Origin of the sequence: Acetobacter sp. DsW_063, assembly GCF_002153745.1 — a bacterium.
Taxonomy (GTDB): Bacteria; Pseudomonadota; Alphaproteobacteria; order Acetobacterales; family Acetobacteraceae; genus Acetobacter.
The window spans coordinates 103,025-120,063 of sequence record NZ_JOPL01000013.1 but is presented as its reverse complement, the minus strand read 5'-3'; the positions used below and the strand labels follow the sequence as shown (position 1 = coordinate 120,063).

Sequence of the window (17,039 nt, the reverse complement as noted above, 5' to 3'; positions counted from 1 at the left end):
AATGGAAGCGACCAAAAGTCGCCGCCTCGGATTACGCCTTAAACGCACTTTCCCAGACAGCTGAGAGGCTGTGACCGCTCTGACCCCATTAAAGTTCGGCCCATTGTCGCAGAAGATTATGGTACGTCCCGGTCACCCCGAGCACTCCTTCATGGGAGTCCGGTAGTGATTTGCGGATCTCGATGATCGCCTGATCGAATTCGTACATAAGCGTGCGCTTGCCGTCGTCCTTCACCATGGACTGGGTCCAGAAGAAGGACGCCCAGCGGCTGCCCCGCGTGATGAGTTTGACGCTGTGGAGACTCGTGGACGGGTAGAGGACAAGATCGCCCGCCGGAAGCTTCACGCTATGCTCGCCGTAAGTGTCCCGTATCACCAGTTCGCCGCCGTCATAGTCTTCCGGCGGCGTGAGGAACAGCGTGGAGGACACGTCGGTCCTGATCCGATAGCCTGTTTCGGGTTCGGGGCGGATTGCGTTATCGACATGCGCGTCGAAATACATGCCAGTGTCGTAGCGGTTGAACAGCGGTGGAAAGACGCGCAGCGGCAGGGCGGCGCTGGTGAAGGTCGGGTTTCGGCCGAGCGCCCGCAGCACCAACTCCCCAAGTTCCCTGCATTGAGGTGATTTTTGAGGAATTTGCAGGTTATGCTTGGCTTTCGCTGATTGCTGGCCAGCCGTCGCCTTGCCGTCGCCCCATTCGGCGCTCTCCAGCACGTCCCGGCAGTAGGCGACTTCCTCTGCGGTCAAAACGTTCTTCACATGAACCAGCATCTTCGCCTCCTGCAGCGCCTTGTCGCAAGATCAAGTACCTGGATGCGACAATACGCGAACGCGTCTGAATTGCGTTTCTATCGCCTTTGAGCGGCGACATCAAACTCCGGGCGGTAAAGCCGGGACGCTTTCATCTGGACCCATATGGCGTGGACAGGTTTATGATTCGCGGGCAGGCGACGCCACAGCGGCGTCGGTCCATGTATGACGAAGAGAGGAACAGCGCTGGATGGAGCTTTTGACCGCCATCGATCTGGCCGGCAGCGTCGCCCTGCTTCTGTGGGGCGTCCACATGGTGCAGACCGGCGTCAGGCGCACCTTCGGGCCACGCCTGAATGTGTTTCTCGAGAGGATGCTTCGCGGGCGGTTGCAGGCCTTCGCGACCGGCCTTGGCGTGACGGCTGTCCTTCAATCTTCGACCGCGACCGGGTTGATGATCACCAACATGGCGGCGCGGGCGCACATAGCGCTGTCGGCGTCCCTCGCCGTTATGCTCGGGGCCAATGTCGGGACCACGCTGATCGTGCAGGTGCTCGCGTTCGACGTCACCGCCGTGGCGCCGGCTCTGATTTTGGCGGGCGTCGTGTTGTTTCGTAAAAGCCGGGGGGCAGTGAGGGATTCGGGCCGCGTGTTTATCGGGCTTGGCCTGCTTCTGCTCGCGTTACGCCAGTTCATCGACGTGCTGGAGCCCTATGCGCACCGCCCCGAATTGCAGAACGTGCTCGGCGTGGTTGGCGCGCATCCTCTTGCCGCCGTGTTGCTGGCGGCTGGCGTCACTTGGATGAGTCATTCTTCCGTCGCGACCGTGATGCTGGTGGCGAGCTTTGCGTCGCGGGGCGCGATCGGGCCAGCGACCGCATTCGCGCTGGTGCTGGGCGCCAATATTGGCACGTCCATCAATCCGGTGCTGGAAAGCGACGCGACCGACGCCGCCACGCGGCGTTTGCCGCTCGGCAATCTCCTGTTGCGCGCGGCGGCTGCAGCGCTGGTTCTGCCGTTTCTCCGACCCCTGGCGGATTGGGTGTCGGGCTGGGAGGGGACTCCACAGCGAAGCGTCGCGGATTTTCACACCATGTTCAATCTGGCACTGGCGGTCGTCGCGTTGCCCTTTATCGACCGCTACGCGCGTCTGCTGGAGAGGATGTTTCCCGACCCGCCGCGGCAGGTGACGCTCACGCCCGGCACGCCGCTTTATCTTGATCGGTCGATGCTCGACAATGCGCCGCAGATCGCCGTCGCCAACGCCACGCGCGAAGCCTTGCGCCTTTGCGATCTTCTCGTCGACATTATGGGCGCCCTGCGGGAGTCCCTCATCACGGCGGACGCGCAACCCGCGTTGAGCATCCGGCGTGACGCGGCTTCAATGGGGCAGCTTGGGACTGCGATCCGCAGCTACCTTGTGGCGCTTGACCCGGAATCTGCGACTCAGGACGAATTGGCGCGTGCGGAGGACATCCTCGCGTTCTGCACGCAATTGATCCATGCAAGCGACATCGCCGAGCGCAATCTGCTGTCTGAAACGCAGAAACTGGCTCGTCAGCGCATACGTCTGGCGCAGGAGCTTCTGACGCCTGTGACGCAGATGATCGACCGCATTCACATCAATATCGACTCATGCGCGACGATCCTGCTGGGCGGAGACGATGCGATAGCGCGGCGTCTGGCCGCGCAGAAAGACGTATTCCGCGAAATTGAGATGGACGCCACGAATGCCTATTTCGAGCGTCTGCGCCAGACGCAGCAGGCTGCGGGTGTTCAGTCCGACGCGGCGCCTTCGGCTCACGACCCCGGAGAAGCGCAGCTGGATCTGCTGCGGGATTTGAAGCGAGTAAACTCCCACATCGTTGCTGCGGCAGCCTACCCGCGTCTCGCCGAGCAGGGCGCGCTGTTGCCCAGCCGCGTGCAGCCCCCTCTGGCTGATGAAGGAAAGGTGGAAGTGAAGACTATTCTGGAGGGGAAGGAGTCTTGAGCGCCGCGCGATGAAGTTTTTTGCGTTTCCCAAAACTCTGGTGCTGTATGCGCCAGAATTTTATGGACGACGACAGCCTTCTGCCTTCAAGCAGATCTTATTCGATCACGAATTCAAAGTTTGACTTTTCTAAAAATAGATTCGTACGACAAGCGACAGTCGCATTCGTGATCAGGCGCGCCAGAGAAAGATCTATTCTGTGTTGCAAGCGTCAATCATAACCCCGGCCTGCGAGACTCTCCTGCACAGCCCGCTCCGCCTCGTCTATGGCGATGTTGGTGAACGCCGCCGCGCCGGAATCTGCGTTGGCGATGGCGATCCGCCCAAAAGGCTTTCGGCCTATGACATGCGGTTGCTCGGCGTCGGGAAAAGTGGGGTCGCCAAGCGTGTCGTAGGTATAGGCGTAACCGTGGGGCCATCGGTTGACGGTGATTGCGAGAATATCCTGCTTTTCGTCGAAGCCGTATGAGCCGAACGTTCTTTGGAGTTGCGCGCGCGTTTCGGATTCGATGGTTTCGAAGGACGTCGCCAACATTTCCTGACGTCCCATCCGGTTTTGATCTTTTCTCGGGTGGCCGGGAAAATTTGGATTGCGCAACATATGAAGGGTCGCGGGTTCATCCACTGCGCCGACACTTTCATAATCGCCGAGCCGCAGTGGCGTATCGAGCAAAAGATGCTGGTAATAGCCATGAGGCGCCATGACGGTGTTTACCCCGGCGGATTTCCAGGCGCGCCAGTTCCGCAAAAGGACGCTGGTGTACATCATGGGCACTTTTGACGGGTATTTCAGCGCCTGTTTCTGCGATTCGGGCAATTGCGGGACTATGTAAGGGATGATGTTGTTGAAGCAGGCGAGAATTACATTCTCGGCCGTCGCCTCGTAGCGTTGGTCGTCCGACCCGTCCGGCTTTTGATAAACCACGCGCACGGGGTGAATGGATCCGGAGGCGCTTTCGACAACGGAGGCGTCGCCGACATGCTCTACGCGAACGACCATCTGTTTCAGCCGAATGCGTACAGGTTGATCAGGACGATCCAGATGGCTGTAGTCGGCGGTGGCCGTCACGATGCTGTCCATGGTCTGCGGTGCGCCGAAAACTTTCGGGACCAGCCGCGCGACGAGGAGTCGAGCTATCGACGCGTTTCCGTCAGGAAAATGGAAAAAATCCGCCTCTACAAGCGGATCCTGCTCGACTTCCATTCCGGCGAAGCCCGGCGCGCCTCCGCGCATGGCCATGAACGCTGGGCATGTGTCGATGCGCATGTTGTTGCGATATCCCGCGCCGTCAAAGAAAGAAACCGCCTGATCTGGCAATTTTGCGTATTGGCGTAGAAACGTTTCATAACTCATTGCCTCAAGACGCTTGCGGCGTTCGTGTGGCGTCATGCCCGGCATAAAGTTCGTGTTGGCGTCATACAAGCGCAAAAGCGCCGTTTTCGAAGTGGAATCCAGAGGCGCCGCGTCCCAAAATGCGGCGGTCGGTGCTTCTTCATGGTTGAAACCGGGGGCGAGACGATCCGTAGCGAAGTGCTCGCGGTCGAAAAATACGCCCGATCCCATGCCCTCAAAGGTTTTCGGCTGCACGACGTCTTTCCACCGGGACGGCGTCACGCCAAGTTCGGTAAGGAGCGATTTGGCGGTGAAACTGTAGGGGAATGGCGTTTCGATGCTCATTGTCCCGCCATAGGACAAATACATGCGGCCTTTGTGGCGGAATTCGTTGCGCTTGGCGTGGCCGCCAAAATCGTCATGGTTGTCCAGAACCAGAATGCGCGCCTTTGGACCCAGTGCCTTCTGATAAAACAGGGCAGAACTCAGCCCTGAAATACCGCCACCGACAACAATAAGGTCGTAGTGTTCGCCAGTACTCTTCGCGGATACAGGACCATTGAAATGACCGTCTCTCGCGGCGTGGGCGATCTCAAACGAGCCGGGGTATTGCCCCCTTAGCCCAGTTCGCAACGGCGGATATGTCGATGCGTCTCGCAGCGCTGCGGCGGTGGCGGGTTTACCCGAAAGAAGAGCGGCGAGCATTGCGCCCGAGACGCCGTGCACGAAGTCTCTTCGGGTGATATCGGAGTTTGACATATCGTACTTTCGGTCAGTACGCGAAACCGAGGTTCGCGATATTCTTCAGAATGTGGACGGGCCCGGCGTAGCAGAGACAAAGGGAAACGCTTCACGCCCGAGCAGTTCGACCACCGCGCGATGTGCAGCTTCGAACGCCGCGTCGGTATGGGGGCTGGCCGCGGAATCGGAATTTGCGATAGCGATGCGACCAAACGGTTGACGTGCTGCGACACAGGGCCGCTCGTCTGTTTCGGTAAAGACCCAGTCCAGAGGTTCGTAAAGGCTGTTATAGGTGTAGGCGTAGCCGTGGGGCCAGCGATTGACGGTGATGGCGGCGATGTCGCGGTCTGCGTCGAAACCGCCAGGGCCAAGGAGTCTTTGCAGTTGAGAGCGGATTTCGCGTTCGAATGTCTCAAACGGCGTGGCGAGCAGCGCCGCCCGACCGGCGCGATGCTGATCGCGCTTGGTCGGCAGCCCGGGGGCGTCGAACGTCTTGATCATACGCACGACGATCGGCTGATCCGGGTTGGTTGGCGCTTTCAGAGCGCCCAGAGAGGCGGGTTCGGCGATCTGCACCTGCTCGAAATACATGTTCGGACTGTCAATGTCCGACACGCCGAGTTTGTGAAATGCGCGCCAGTTCCGCAGGGCGACGTTGGCGTAGACGATCGGCCCCTTTACCCCGTAGGCGAGCGCCTTTTTCTGTGCGTCCGGCAGCGTGGGGATCAGATACGGGATGAACATGTTCCAGCACGCCATCACGACCTGTCGTCCGCGCACTTTTCGTATGGCCGTCGGGTGAGGTTCTGAGGCGGGACAACACAGGATCGATACAGCCTCTGCGCTCTCCGCCGGACCGTCATGGGCGACGTTCAGCGCCAGCGTGGACAACCGGATACGGACCTTGTTCGACGCCCGGTCAAGCGCCATGTAGTCGAAATCGGCTGTGCCCATAGCGTTCTGACCACGCGCCGTTGTCGCCTCGGGGATCAGGGACGCGACGAGCAGGCGAGCGAGCGTCGCGTTGCCGTCAGGGAAATGAACGGAGCGATCGGTCTCGGTCTGGCGTCCATGCTCGCCGCCGGGCAGATCGGAGAGAAGGCCCTCGGGCATGACGCCCAGACCAAGGCCGGAGAAACCGGGATATCCCATCGCCCAGGCGAACAGGGCGGGCATGGCGTCCGCGCCGACGCAGAAGACCCCTGCTCCGGCCTTGCGAAACATGCGCGCCACAGTGGGGTCGACCTTTATGTAGTCCAGAAGATATTTATCGTAGGCTAGCGTCGCCAGCCGCTTCTTTTTTTCTGCGACGCCGACGCCGGGCATGTAGTCCGGCTGTGTCTTCGCCAACAAACGCTCAAGGTCCCTCCGGGCGCGGGGGCTGAGCGGCGCCTGAGCGATTGCTGTGGCGTCGAGGCTCGGCCAGGGCGCGTCGCGACGTGAACCTCTGCGAGTCATACGATCCGCCGACCAGCCTTCGCGATCGAAGAAAAATGCCGGTTTCATGCCAAGAGTCTCATAGAGAGAGTCTTGAGGGGCGTTTTGACGCTCGTAAGCGGAGAGGTCGGTGCCGATGTCGTTCAGAATCGAACGCGCCCATTCGTTGTAACGCTCGGGAGATTCGATCTCCAGCGTTCCTCCATTGAGAACGATCGTGTGTCCGTCAACGTCAAATTCGTTGCGTTTTGCATGACCGCCGAAATCGTCGTGATTCTCCACGATCAGAACGGTTTTGTCTGTTCCCGCGTATCGACGAAAGAAATGCGCCGCCGCAAGGCCGCTCAACCCACCGCCGACGATCACGAGATCGTAGAGTTCGCCTGTGTCACGAACGCTTTCCGGCTTGAGCGCGCCGTCTCGCAACGCATGCGCGGCTTCGAACGCGCCCGGGTGGCTGCCGCGCAGGCCTGTTTTTTGCGGCGGAGGGATAAAAGTTTCGCCTTCCGCAGCGCGACCCGGCATAGATGGCGCGGTGGCGACGGCGGCGACGCCGTTCATAAAGTCGCGGCGACTGATGCGGGGCCATTTTCTGGCGGCCGGCATGTCGTCCGACGCAGGCAAAGTCATTCGGTTCTCCACCCTGCCTGGCGATTTTTCCGTTACGCAGGGAGTTTCGATTCAGAAAACCTGCTGGATACCTGGGCTCCATAAGATTTTCATTGGCCGCAGCAAATCAGGCGCGAAGCTATGAGGGTTTCGATCACACTTTATAGTCATGCTAAAATCGCAACGAAATGCGTGCAAGCGAATTTTCCGCACGCAGCTCCCGGCCCTCCCCTCTCATCGCCCCGTGCGATTATCGCCCCTATCACAGTGCCCTGATCAGGAAAGCCCTGCGTGTTCGGCGAACACGACCTTCATTCTGATGGCGGCGACCGCGGCTATTCGACGGCCACCATGACGTCCGAGGCCTTGATGACTGCGAACGCAGCCGCCCCTTCCGTCAGTCCGAGCTCCTCGACGGCTTCGTTGGTGATCGACGCCATGACGGCAGCGCTGCCAATGTCGATCGTGACATGCGACGTCGTGGCGCCTTTGACGATTTTGGAGATGGTCCCCTTGATCTGGTTTCGTGCGCTCAATTTCATCGGTTAATCCTTTCAACGCTCAGGAGTGACGGCGACGCTGCAGGCGTCGGTCGGTAGGAGGAGCGTATACCTTCACTGCAGGGGGAATATACTGCGATGTTTTGTGGCGTACTTCATAAATAACGAGAAGAGATCGTGCATCGTATGGCAGTGAATTTCACCAGATCGGAGAGAGTTGTGACAGAGGCGTTCGCGCGGCGCAGCTTTCTCTGGGCCTCGCGTTGAGGGAGTCGTCGCGTGAAAGGCTTTCATTCGGGCCGGTCGTCGAACTGCTACGGTTGAAATCGCGTTTGGAACGGGGAGCGCAGCGCCTGTGCCTCCTGCCCGATGAGCCGCTTTCCTGCGCCAATGGGATGGGGGGAGAGGGGACGCGAGATGACGCTCTCGGGTGATTGAGGAATCGGACCTGCCGAAGCTTATATGACGCATGACGACGCGAAGCTTCGGAAATGGGATGAGGCCCGAAGGGAGGGGCGGCCAGTCGGGCTGGGAACCTATCCCTATGGGGACGGCGACCTCGCGCATGGGGTGACGACATGGTCTCCCACTTTTTTTCTGAATATCCGAGATTAAACGGACTACATGCATTCACGGGGGCTTGGGGCGAAGTTTCGGAAGCATGCAGTTGTTGGCGCTCGGTTACAGGCGCTGAAAAATGCTCAGAGGTTTGCGCAGACAGGTCTGTCAGCAGGATTGGCTCGGATGTGGCGCGCACGCCGAGAGGCGCCTTCGTCAGGTGAGTCCCGGGAAGACGACTCAAGCGTTGCCGACAAATGGCGCCAGTCGCAGCGGATCGATGTTGATCCCCGCCAAAGCCTTGCGCCACTTGCCCGTGTGATCGACGCCGAAAAGAATGTCACGCGTCGCCGGGGCCACCAGCCATGCGGAGTGGCGGGCGATTTCCTCCTCGATCTGCCCCGCCGCCCAGCTTGCGTGTCCAAGGGCGAGCAGTGCGTCGCGAGGGCCAGACCCGGCGGCGATATCCTTGAGGATGTCGAGGCTGGCCGTCAGGGAAATGCCTTCGTCGACCGTCATGCTGCCGTCCCCGCTCCAGTCGGAGGAGTGCAGGACGAAACCGCGCATGGATTCCACAGGCCCGCCGGCGCACAGGGAGACGCGGCGGCGCGGAGGAGCTGGAGCTATGTCCAGTTGAAGAAGCAGATCGTCGAATGCCGGTTGGGACAGGCGCCGATTGACCACGATCCCCATTGCGCCGTCTTCTGTAGAGTGGGCGCATATGTAGATGACGCTGCGGGCGAAATCTGAGTCCGACAATGCAGGCGTCGCGACCAGAAGCCTCCCCGTCAGAGGGGCGTCGCGGAAATTCGTGTAGATCGTTTCGGTCGGAGCTGAAGCCATTCAGAGGATATGGGGCTCACTAGGCTATTTGACAACACGCCGCTCAACCTCGGCTAATGCGGCGCGTAGTGAATGAAACGCACAGCAGTCTGGGGAGAAGTGCGATGAGCGATACAGTTCTGGTGACAGGCGCCACCGCGGGGTTTGGCAAGGCGATCGTCGAACGCCTGGTCCGTGACGGATACAGGGTGATCGGGACAGGGCGTCGCAAGGAGCGTCTGGTCGCGTTGCAGGATGCGCTGGGCGATGCCTTCCTCCCGCTTCAACTCGACATGACGGACACGCAGGCGCTTCGGGCGTTGCCAGACAGTCTTCCAGAGGCATGGCGCCGCGTCGACGTGTTGGTGAACAACGCCGGGCTGGCGCTCGGCCTGCACCCCGCGCAGGAGACGAATATAGCCGACTGGGAGACCATGATCGCCACCAACGTCACCGGGTTGGTCGAAATCACGCGTGCGCTTTTGCCGGGAATGACAGAGCGTAACCATGGGCATGTCGTCTCGATCGGCAGCACGGCCGGGACGTATCCTTATCCGGGCGCCAACGTCTATGGCGCGTCAAAGGCGTTCGTGTCGCAGTTCATGCGCAATCTCCGTAGCGATTTGCTGGGCACGCGAGTGCGTGCGACGAATATTGAGCCAGGTCTTTGTGGCGGCAGCGAATTCAGCAATGTCCGCTTTGGCGACGACGCGAAAGCGGCGGAGGTCTATCGCGACACGCAGCCTCTCCTGCCTGAGGATATCGCGGAGACGGTTTCGTGGACGCTGCGCCTGCCTGCACACGTAAACATCAACCGCATCGAGATGATGCCGGTGTGTCAGGCGTCGGCGGGTCTCGCCGTAAAGCGCGGGGTCGGCTGACCCCATTCAAAACTGCCGCCTGAAGTTACTGCAAGGGGACGTGTCATGAAGCAGAGCGCCGACCTCCAGACTATCCTGACGCGGCGCTTTCGCGTCGACGACGTGGCGAACTTCGATCTGTCGAAATACGATCCGAAGGACAAGGCCGATATCGGGCTGAGCAAGTCCGAAGGCAAGGCGCTGATGAAGGTGGCCAAGAAGCGCCTCGCGGATTTGCAGGACCTGCTGTACGCCAACGGGACGAAGTCGCTGCTGATCGTCTTTCAGGGCATGGACACGTCCGGCAAGGACGGCACGATCAAACATGTGATGTCCGGCGTGAATCCGCAGGGCGTCACGGTCTCTTCCTTCAAGCAGCCGGGGCCGCAGGAACTTCTACATGGTTTCCTGTGGCGCATTCATATCGCAGGTCCGTCCGCCGGTCGTATCGTCATCTTCAATCGCAGCCACTACGAGGACGTTCTGGTGACGCGGGTGCATCCGGAGCTTCTGGAGAGGGAGCACCTGCCGGGAGAGGTCGGGACGCCCGAGTTCTGGCAGGGGCGTTTCGACGATATCCGAAATTTTGAGCACTACCTGTCTCGGCAGGGGACCGTCGTGCTGAAGTTTTTCCTCAACATTTCGCGTGAGGAGCAGCGCAAGCGCCTGCTCCGCCGTCTTGACCTGAAGGACAAGCGCTGGAAATTTTCGAGCGCTGATATGAAAGAGCGCGAATTCTGGGGGGACTATCGTCACGCTTATGAAGAGGCGATTCGCCATACATCGTGTGATCACGCGCCATGGTTCGTAATCCCCGCCAACCGCAAATGGTTTGCACGGCTTGTGGTCATTCACGCGATTATCGACACGATGGAGAAGCTGGGGCAGAAGACGCCGACGATGGAGCCAGATTTGGCAAGTTCTCTGGACAAGTATCGGCAGGAGCTTGTGGACGAGGCCGGGTGACATCTTCCCGCTCAAGGGGGGACGCTCCCCCTTTGAGCGTAGTTGATTTTTTGTCGTTTATGAGGGCACCGCGCCAGGCGGGTGTTCTCCTCACAAATCGTCGCGGCGTTTGATATCGATAGAGAGATTATTTAAGCGCAAGAGCGACGCTTTCAGAAAGAGACGTCGTTGGTCTCCCGATCAGGGCGGAGAGCTGAAGCCCGCCATCGAAAAGCGCGCCTTTCGAAGCAGCGGTGTCGCAACCCGCTATGAAATGCGCTAGGTCAGCGGGAAGGCCCGCTCCAATAAGAGCTTTGACGTATTCCGCTTCAGGCAGATTTCGATACGGGATTTCCTTTCCAGTCTGTCGCGAGATTTCTGCCGCCAGATCAGAAAGCGTCCAGGCGTTATCGCCCGCCAATTCATAGGTTTTTACAGAGTGACCTTTGTTTGTGGCGACGGCTGCAAGCGCTTCTGCGTAATCGGCACGAGCGGCGGATGAGATCCGGCCGTCTGCGGCGCTTCCGATAAATGCGCCTGCCTTGAGAGCGGCTCCGACAGAATTGACGTAATTTTCCGTATACCAGCCATTGCGGAGGATCGTAAAAGACAAGCCAGACGATACGAGGTCGACCTCGGTTTTGCGATGTTCATCTGCCAGCGACAAAGGCGACGTATCGGCGTGCAACACACTGGTGTATAGAATATTTTGGACGCCAGAGATCTTTGCAGCTTCGATGACATTTCGATGCTGAACGACACGGTGTCCGATTTCGCTTGATGAAATCAGGACCAACGTCTCTACCCCTTTCAGAGCGGGCGCGAGCGTGTCGATTCTGGAGTAATCGAATTCCCGCTTTTCGACGCTTTCAAGCTCTATTTTTGAAGGTGCGCGCGCGAGGGCGACAATATGTTCTCCGGTCTCTCGGCCTATGAGGGCGTTGAGTGTAAGCCGCCCGAGTTGACCGCTCGCACCGGTAATCGCAATGGCCATGACATTTCTCTCTGTTTGTGGTCCGTGACACATCACGACATAAGATCTTTGCTTCTGATTAGTAAGTACGTACATAAAAGTAAGTATGAAGAAAAATTCGAAAACTCAGCGAGCCTCTCTGTCAGAGCAATTGCGTCGAGGCGACCTTATGGCCGCTCAATGTCCCTCACGCGAGGTGCTAAAACATATGACCAGTCGCTGGGGCGTTCTCGTTTTGATTGCGCTGCAAAACGGAACCCATCGGTTCGGTGAATTGCGCCGCCTTATTGGTGGCGTGAGCGAGCGCATGTTGGCGCAGACCCTGCAGTGGCTGGAAAGCGATGGTCTTGTTGATCGTATCGCGTTTCATGTGGTGCCGCCACATGTCGAATACAGCCTTACGCCGTTGGGGCAGGAAGCGGCGGAGAAGGTGTCTGCGCTTGCGGACTGGATTGAAATACGTCTGCCAAGCATTCTCGAAGCAAAACGCGAAAAAATATGAAATAATAATCTGTATGCATCGATATTGATGATGATTACGAGCTGTGGCTCTGAGACTGCAAGTTAATCGGCAGTCCAATCAAGAATACTCTCAATGTGTTTGTTGCCAAAGATTACCGCTCAGGCGTGATTAGGGCGGGAAGCGTTCGTCAAAAAATATTTCTGAATGACAAACGTTGCCTCCTAGAAGTTTCGGCATTGTCGTTCGGTAGCCATGCTTTTTTATCGTAAGGAGCCTTGTGTATCAGCCGCAGGAAAGGCCCCATCACTCGCAGCACTGAGCGTTGCTTTGGTCGGAGCATGTCAGATTGGGGGCTCGATTTTACGGGCGGTTCCAGTGCGATAACGCTATGGCTGGCGTGACATGGTGTCGCCGATGAAGCTTTAGGACAATGCGGCCACAGCAGATTTACCGTGGCCGCATCGGGAGGTCAGCCTTTGATAAAGGCCAGCAGATCCGCATTGAGCACATCTGCATGCACTGTCAGCATCCCGTGCGGGAAACCGGGATAGGTCTTGAGCTTGCCATTTGGCAGCAGTTTGATCGACTTAAGCGCCGCGTCCGCAATGGGTACGATCTGGTCGTCTTCTCCATGCAGGACAAGCGTCGGCACGGTAATGGCCTTCAGGTCTTCGGTCTGGTCAGTTTCGGAAAACGCCTTGATGCCCTCGTAATGGGCCTTTGCGCTGCCCGTCATACCCTGTCGCCACCAGTTTTGGATGACTCCTTCCTGCGGCTCAGCTCCTGCGCGGTTGAATCCGAAGAACGGGCCAGCGGGCACGTCGCGGAAAAATTGCGCCCGATTTGCAGCGAGGGCCGAGCGGAATCCGTCGAACACCTCGATGGGCAAGCCCTCTGGGTTGGCTTCAGTGCGTAGCATCAGGGGCGGAACGGCGCTGACCAGAACCGCTTTGGCGACGCGTCCGGCGGGCTGACCGTGTCTCGCCACATAACGTGCAACCTCGCCCCCGCCTGTAGAGTGGCCGATATGCACGGCGTTTCGCAGGTCCAACGCTTCCGCGACAGCGGAAGCGTCGGCCGCATAATGATCCATGTCGTGACCATCGGACACCTGGGCCGAGCGTCCGTGCCCACGGCGGTCATGCGCGACAACACGGAAACCGTGCTGCAAAAAGAACAGCATCTGGGCGTCCCAGTCATCGGATGACAGCGGCCATCCGTGGTGGAACATGATCGGGTGAGCGTCTTTCGGCCCCCAGTCCTTGTAAAAGATTTCGACGCCATCCCTGGTCGTGACGAAAGACATGATCATCTCCGAAAATTCTAAGCGCAGGCGTTATGCCGTGGCTTGAGACGTCTGATAATCCGTCCGCGCGGCGCTCATGCGAACATCGCTGCATGTTTGTTCGGGAGGATGCCGCGCGGACCTGACGACGTTCAGATCTGTTTTTGACCGCCATCGACGTAAAGTTCAATGCCGTTGATGAAACTGGCTTCATCAGACGCGAGGAAAAGCACCGAGCGTGCGATCTCTTCGGGCTGGGCGACGCGTCCCGACGGGATTAGGCTGGCGAGGTAGGTTTTTGTTCCTTCGGCCTGTTCGCCGTTGCCGAAAAGGTGGTCCAGTCCTGCCGTGTCGGTCACTCCCGGGCTCACTGCGTTGACGCGGATATGCCGGCCCTTGAGGTCGAGCATCCAGTTGCGTGCAAAGCTCCGCACTGCCGCCTTGGTCGCCGAATAGATGCTGAAAGCGGGCGTTCCGGCTGCGCTGACGTTTGAGGCGTTGAGCACGATCGAAGCGCCATCGCGCAACAGAGGGAGCGCTTTTTGCACCGTAAAGAGCACGCCCTTGACGTTGCTGTCGAACGTGGACTGGTAGTGTTCTTCCGTGATTTCTCCCAAAGGCGCGAACGTTCCGCCGCCAGCGTTGGCGAAAATAACGTCGATCTGTCCATGCTTCTGCTGGACCGCATCATACAGGCGGTCGATGTCTTCCAGATTACCCATGTCGCCGCGAACGCCGGTGACCTTGCCGCCGATCTGGGCCAAGGCGTCGTCGAGCGTATCCTGCCTTCTGCCCGTAATGAAAACGAATGCGCCTTCTTTGGCGAACGCCTTGGCTGTGGCCAGGCCGATGCCGCTTGTGCCGCCGGTCACGACCACCACTTTGCCGTCAAATCCGTAAACCATTGTTCTGCTCCTTGTCCAAGACGCGTTGTTTGCGTCGGTGAGAGAGACATGACACCGCAACGACAAATGCTGTAGACGGTGATATCGGCACACAGCGTTCAGAAAGAGGAACGATGGAACGGCGCGATCTCAACGATCATGCATATTTCGTCTCGGTGGTGACGCATGGTGGGTTTTCCGCAGCATCGCGCGCGTTGCACGAGCCGAAATCCAAACTCAGTCGTCGTATATCGGATCTCGAGACCCGGCTTGGCGCACGGTTGATCGAGCGTTCGAGCCGCCGTTTTCGCGTCACGGAGCTCGGGCAGGCATTTTATGAGCGCTGTCGGCTCATGTTGGACGAGGCGGATGCTGCGGAGGCGATCATCAGCGCCGCTCAGGCCGAACCGGCAGGCATTGTCCGATTCAGTTGTCCCACCGGGATGGTCTCCGTCATCGGTGATCTGATCACCGGATTTCTGAGCCGTTACCCAAAGGTGCGGCTACAGCTTCTGGCGGTGGATCGACCTGTTGATCTCGTTAAGGAACGCATCGACCTCGCGCTGCGTGTCCGTCTTGCGCTGACGTCGGATGCGGCAATGACCATGCGTACGTTGGGGCGCTCTGTGCGTGTCCTCGTGGCGCATCCCCGTGTAGCCGCGGGCATCGGCGTCCTGTCGGACCTTGCGACCGCACCGTTGCTGACAACGAGTGACGAGGCGGCCGGTTGCGTCTGGCCGTTGATGAACGAGAATGGTGAAACGCACGAAATTCGCCGAACGCCTCGGTTCGGTTCGCAGGATATGACCATGGTGCGTGACGCCGCGATTGCAGGCCTTGGCGTTGCGTGGCTGCCGGATCATTTCGTTCGCGAAGCGCTGGATGACGGCTGCCTTGTGTCTGTGCTGCCAGAGTGGACGGGGCCGAATGGCATTGTGCATCTTGTGTTCACCACGCGCAGAGGGCTGCCCTCGGCCGTACGTGCGTTCATTGACCACCTTGCGGCCGGGTTCCCGAAACGCCTCTGATCGCGGTCGGTAAAAGCCTATGTCCATGAGGGTCAGACAATATGGTGCTACTCTTCGTGGGTGTACGAGAATGTGGTGAAAATAGAATCAAGGTATGAAGCAGGATGTAAAAAATTGAATACTGGAAATGTTGAAGTGTATTTATTCAATCATGGAGCGGGCAATTTCTCTCCGGCGCTGCAACAGTAAGCTAGAAGAAATATATGTTTGAAATCTGTGTTTTTCTCGACCAGAAGGCGAAGCTTTCCATTCAATGTTGACATTGAGTGTGCTGTTCCAGCTAATTTATCATCTTTGTGTTTGGAGCTTGAAAATGGATTTTTAATTCTGATGAAAGATCTTGTCTTAATAAGAAATTCCGTGTTGAACTCATGAACTTCGACCGTAACATTCTCCGATTGTTTGCCGCGAAGCGCTTTGTCCTCCTTATAGAACTGCCTTTCTGCTGCTTGTGGGTTTACCGCGCCGATGCGCTGGTTACATGCGCCATGCGTCCCTGACATGATATGCAGAATCGTCTTTTTCCTTTGCTTATCTGAGCGTTGGTAATTTTTCTTGCGGATTCTACCACGTCGCGTGCTTTCACCGGGTTATAATAACCCCAAATTTCTATGTCCCCGCCTGAAATTTGAACAAGTTCGGGTGGAAGTTCCATGTTTCACCATAATTTTATTTAATGTGTAAACTTAATTAAACAAAACAAGAAAAATTATCATCGTCAATTATTTGAGAAAAAGATTACGTTACCAGCGTAATAATCGATAAAATTTCCCGAAAATATATGATTACAAGCTTAATTAGCCGCGGCGCGTGTGGCACGATAAATTAACGAATTCGGAACTTCGGTTATATGAGTTGTCTGCGCCGTAAACACGGTAGACAGCATCTTCAAGCTTATTGAGCGGCTTGCTGCTGCGGGGTCGATGCGGAGTCAAACAACAGAGCCTCCCCGCGCCGGTATTTTGCCTGTGGGGATGCAGCGACGAGGATCGGCCCTTCGGCGTCGTAGACGCTGAGCGGCAATATCCCGGCAGGATCGCCATCCGCCTGCACCGGCAGTCCGATCGGTCCGCCGATCTCCACGCGCGAAGCATGCAGCAACGAGACGCCCGGCAACGCGCCCATACGCCCTAGCGGCAATGCGGCCCCCGCCCGCAATGCGGAGAGAGGGCCGCCGTCGCGGAACAGCGCCACGGTGAAGCCTCGCTCGCCCGGCCGCGCGTCCGGCGCCAGTATGTAGGGGCCGCCATAAAAGCGCCCCTTGCTGACGATGACGCTGGCGGCGCGATGCTCCACCCCGTCCAGCCGGATCGTCAAATCTGGAAACTGGTAGCGCTGCAACTCCCGGAGGGTCTGCAGGACATACGCGCCACGGCCGATACGGCGTTTGGTATGAAGATCGATGTTGTGCACCACGTGAGCGTCGAAGCCCGCTCCGACCATCTGGACGAAGAGCTTCGTCGATGTCGGCGACCGCATTACGCCGGGCCAGAGAGGTGCGCTGCGAGGGGAGGAGAGGATCGTGGCGAGTTCGCGCGGGTGGTTCGGCAGGCCGAATTCATGGGCCAGCACGTTCGCCGTGCCCAGAGGGATGACGCCCAGCCGCGCCTGCCCGCCAATCATCCCGGCGACAGTCTCGGCGATCGTGCCGTCGCCGCCAGCGGCGACCACCATGTCCGCGCCACTCGCCACAGCTTCCCGCGCCAGCACGGTCGCGTGGCCGCTGTGCCGGGTCTCCAAGATTTTGACCGGCGCGCCATGATTGACCAGCCAGTCGAGCACGGCCCACAGCTTGCGCGTGTTCCGTCGCCCCGCGGTCGGATTATGGATGACAAACATTCGTGTCTTTCATGGGGGATT

15 protein-coding genes are annotated in these 17,039 nt (G+C 58.5%); 5 read left to right on the top strand and 10 right to left on the bottom strand.

The genetic code is table 11. The annotated features are described in order from the left end of the window. Window positions 1-88: 88 nt before the first annotated feature. Entirely contained in the window at window positions 89-772 is a 684-nt protein-coding gene (locus HK28_RS03405; RefSeq protein WP_086643207.1) for a Fe2+-dependent dioxygenase, read from the bottom strand. Between the two features lie 229 nt (window positions 773-1,001). Here HK28_RS03405 and HK28_RS03400 point away from each other — a divergent pair, with 229 nt between their 5' ends. Next, complete coding sequence (locus tag HK28_RS03400; RefSeq protein ID WP_086643206.1) at window positions 1,002-2,741, top strand: Na/Pi cotransporter family protein; 1,740 nt, start codon at window positions 1,002-1,004, stop codon at window positions 2,739-2,741. Between the two features lie 211 nt (window positions 2,742-2,952). Here HK28_RS03400 and HK28_RS03395 read toward each other — a convergent pair whose 3' ends face one another. The 4 genes from HK28_RS03395 to HK28_RS03380 form a co-directional block, all read right to left on the bottom strand. Continuing rightward, a complete protein-coding gene (locus tag HK28_RS03395) occupies window positions 2,953-4,833 on the bottom strand; it encodes an FAD/NAD(P)-binding protein (RefSeq protein WP_086643205.1) in 1,881 nt (626 codons plus the stop codon). A 45-nt stretch (window positions 4,834-4,878) separates the two neighbouring features. Continuing rightward, window positions 4,879-6,882: an FAD/NAD(P)-binding protein gene (locus tag HK28_RS03390; RefSeq protein ID WP_233140318.1), complete on the bottom strand. Its 2,004-nt coding sequence runs from the start codon at window positions 6,880-6,882 to the stop codon at window positions 4,879-4,881. 314 nt (window positions 6,883-7,196) lie between these two features. After that, window positions 7,197-7,403: a molybdopterin-binding protein gene (locus HK28_RS03385; protein ID WP_086643204.1), complete on the bottom strand. Its 207-nt coding sequence runs from the start codon at window positions 7,401-7,403 to the stop codon at window positions 7,197-7,199. A gap of 756 nt (window positions 7,404-8,159) precedes the next feature. Beyond that, window positions 8,160-8,762 (bottom strand): YqgE/AlgH family protein, encoded by a 603-nt coding sequence (locus HK28_RS03380; RefSeq protein ID WP_086643203.1) that lies wholly within the window; start codon window positions 8,760-8,762, stop codon window positions 8,160-8,162. A gap of 104 nt (window positions 8,763-8,866) precedes the next feature. On the opposite strand from HK28_RS03380, the gene HK28_RS03375 reads away from it, so the two are divergent. Next, window positions 8,867-9,622, top strand: a complete 756-nt coding sequence (locus HK28_RS03375; RefSeq protein WP_086643202.1) for an SDR family NAD(P)-dependent oxidoreductase — start codon at window positions 8,867-8,869, stop codon at window positions 9,620-9,622. Window positions 9,623-9,667: 45 nt separating this feature from the next. Continuing rightward, window positions 9,668-10,567: a PPK2 family polyphosphate kinase gene (locus tag HK28_RS03370; RefSeq protein WP_086643201.1), complete on the top strand. Its 900-nt coding sequence runs from the start codon at window positions 9,668-9,670 to the stop codon at window positions 10,565-10,567. A 127-nt stretch (window positions 10,568-10,694) separates the two neighbouring features. Here the strand turns inward: HK28_RS03370 and HK28_RS03365 are convergent, their stop codons facing one another. Then, entirely contained in the window at window positions 10,695-11,540 is an 846-nt protein-coding gene (locus HK28_RS03365; protein ID WP_086643200.1) for an SDR family oxidoreductase, read from the bottom strand. A gap of 187 nt (window positions 11,541-11,727) precedes the next feature. Here HK28_RS03365 and HK28_RS03360 point away from each other — a divergent pair, with 187 nt between their 5' ends. Beyond that, entirely contained in the window at window positions 11,728-12,021 is a 294-nt protein-coding gene (locus HK28_RS03360) for a helix-turn-helix domain-containing protein (RefSeq protein ID WP_233140317.1), read from the top strand. 430 nt (window positions 12,022-12,451) lie between these two features. On the opposite strand, the gene HK28_RS03355 is transcribed toward HK28_RS03360, so the two are convergent. Both HK28_RS03355 and HK28_RS03350 read right to left on the bottom strand, forming a co-directional pair. After that, window positions 12,452-13,288, bottom strand: a complete 837-nt coding sequence (locus HK28_RS03355; RefSeq protein ID WP_086643198.1) for an alpha/beta fold hydrolase — start codon at window positions 13,286-13,288, stop codon at window positions 12,452-12,454. Window positions 13,289-13,419: 131 nt separating this feature from the next. Beyond that, window positions 13,420-14,172 (bottom strand): SDR family NAD(P)-dependent oxidoreductase, encoded by a 753-nt coding sequence (locus HK28_RS03350; protein ID WP_086643197.1) that lies wholly within the window; start codon window positions 14,170-14,172, stop codon window positions 13,420-13,422. 113 nt (window positions 14,173-14,285) lie between these two features. Here HK28_RS03350 and HK28_RS03345 point away from each other — a divergent pair, with 113 nt between their 5' ends. Then, window positions 14,286-15,179: a LysR substrate-binding domain-containing protein gene (locus HK28_RS03345; RefSeq protein WP_086643196.1), complete on the top strand. Its 894-nt coding sequence runs from the start codon at window positions 14,286-14,288 to the stop codon at window positions 15,177-15,179. Window positions 15,180-15,328: 149 nt separating this feature from the next. On the opposite strand, the gene HK28_RS03340 is transcribed toward HK28_RS03345, so the two are convergent. Both HK28_RS03340 and HK28_RS03335 read right to left on the bottom strand, forming a co-directional pair. Further along, a complete protein-coding gene (locus HK28_RS03340; protein WP_086643195.1) occupies window positions 15,329-15,682 on the bottom strand; it encodes a hypothetical protein in 354 nt (117 codons plus the stop codon). A 391-nt stretch (window positions 15,683-16,073) separates the two neighbouring features. Continuing rightward, on the bottom strand, window positions 16,074-17,018 hold the full coding sequence (locus HK28_RS03335) for a diacylglycerol kinase family protein (protein ID WP_086643194.1): 945 nt from the start codon (window positions 17,016-17,018) through the stop codon (window positions 16,074-16,076). Between the last annotated feature and the right edge of the window lie 21 nt (window positions 17,019-17,039).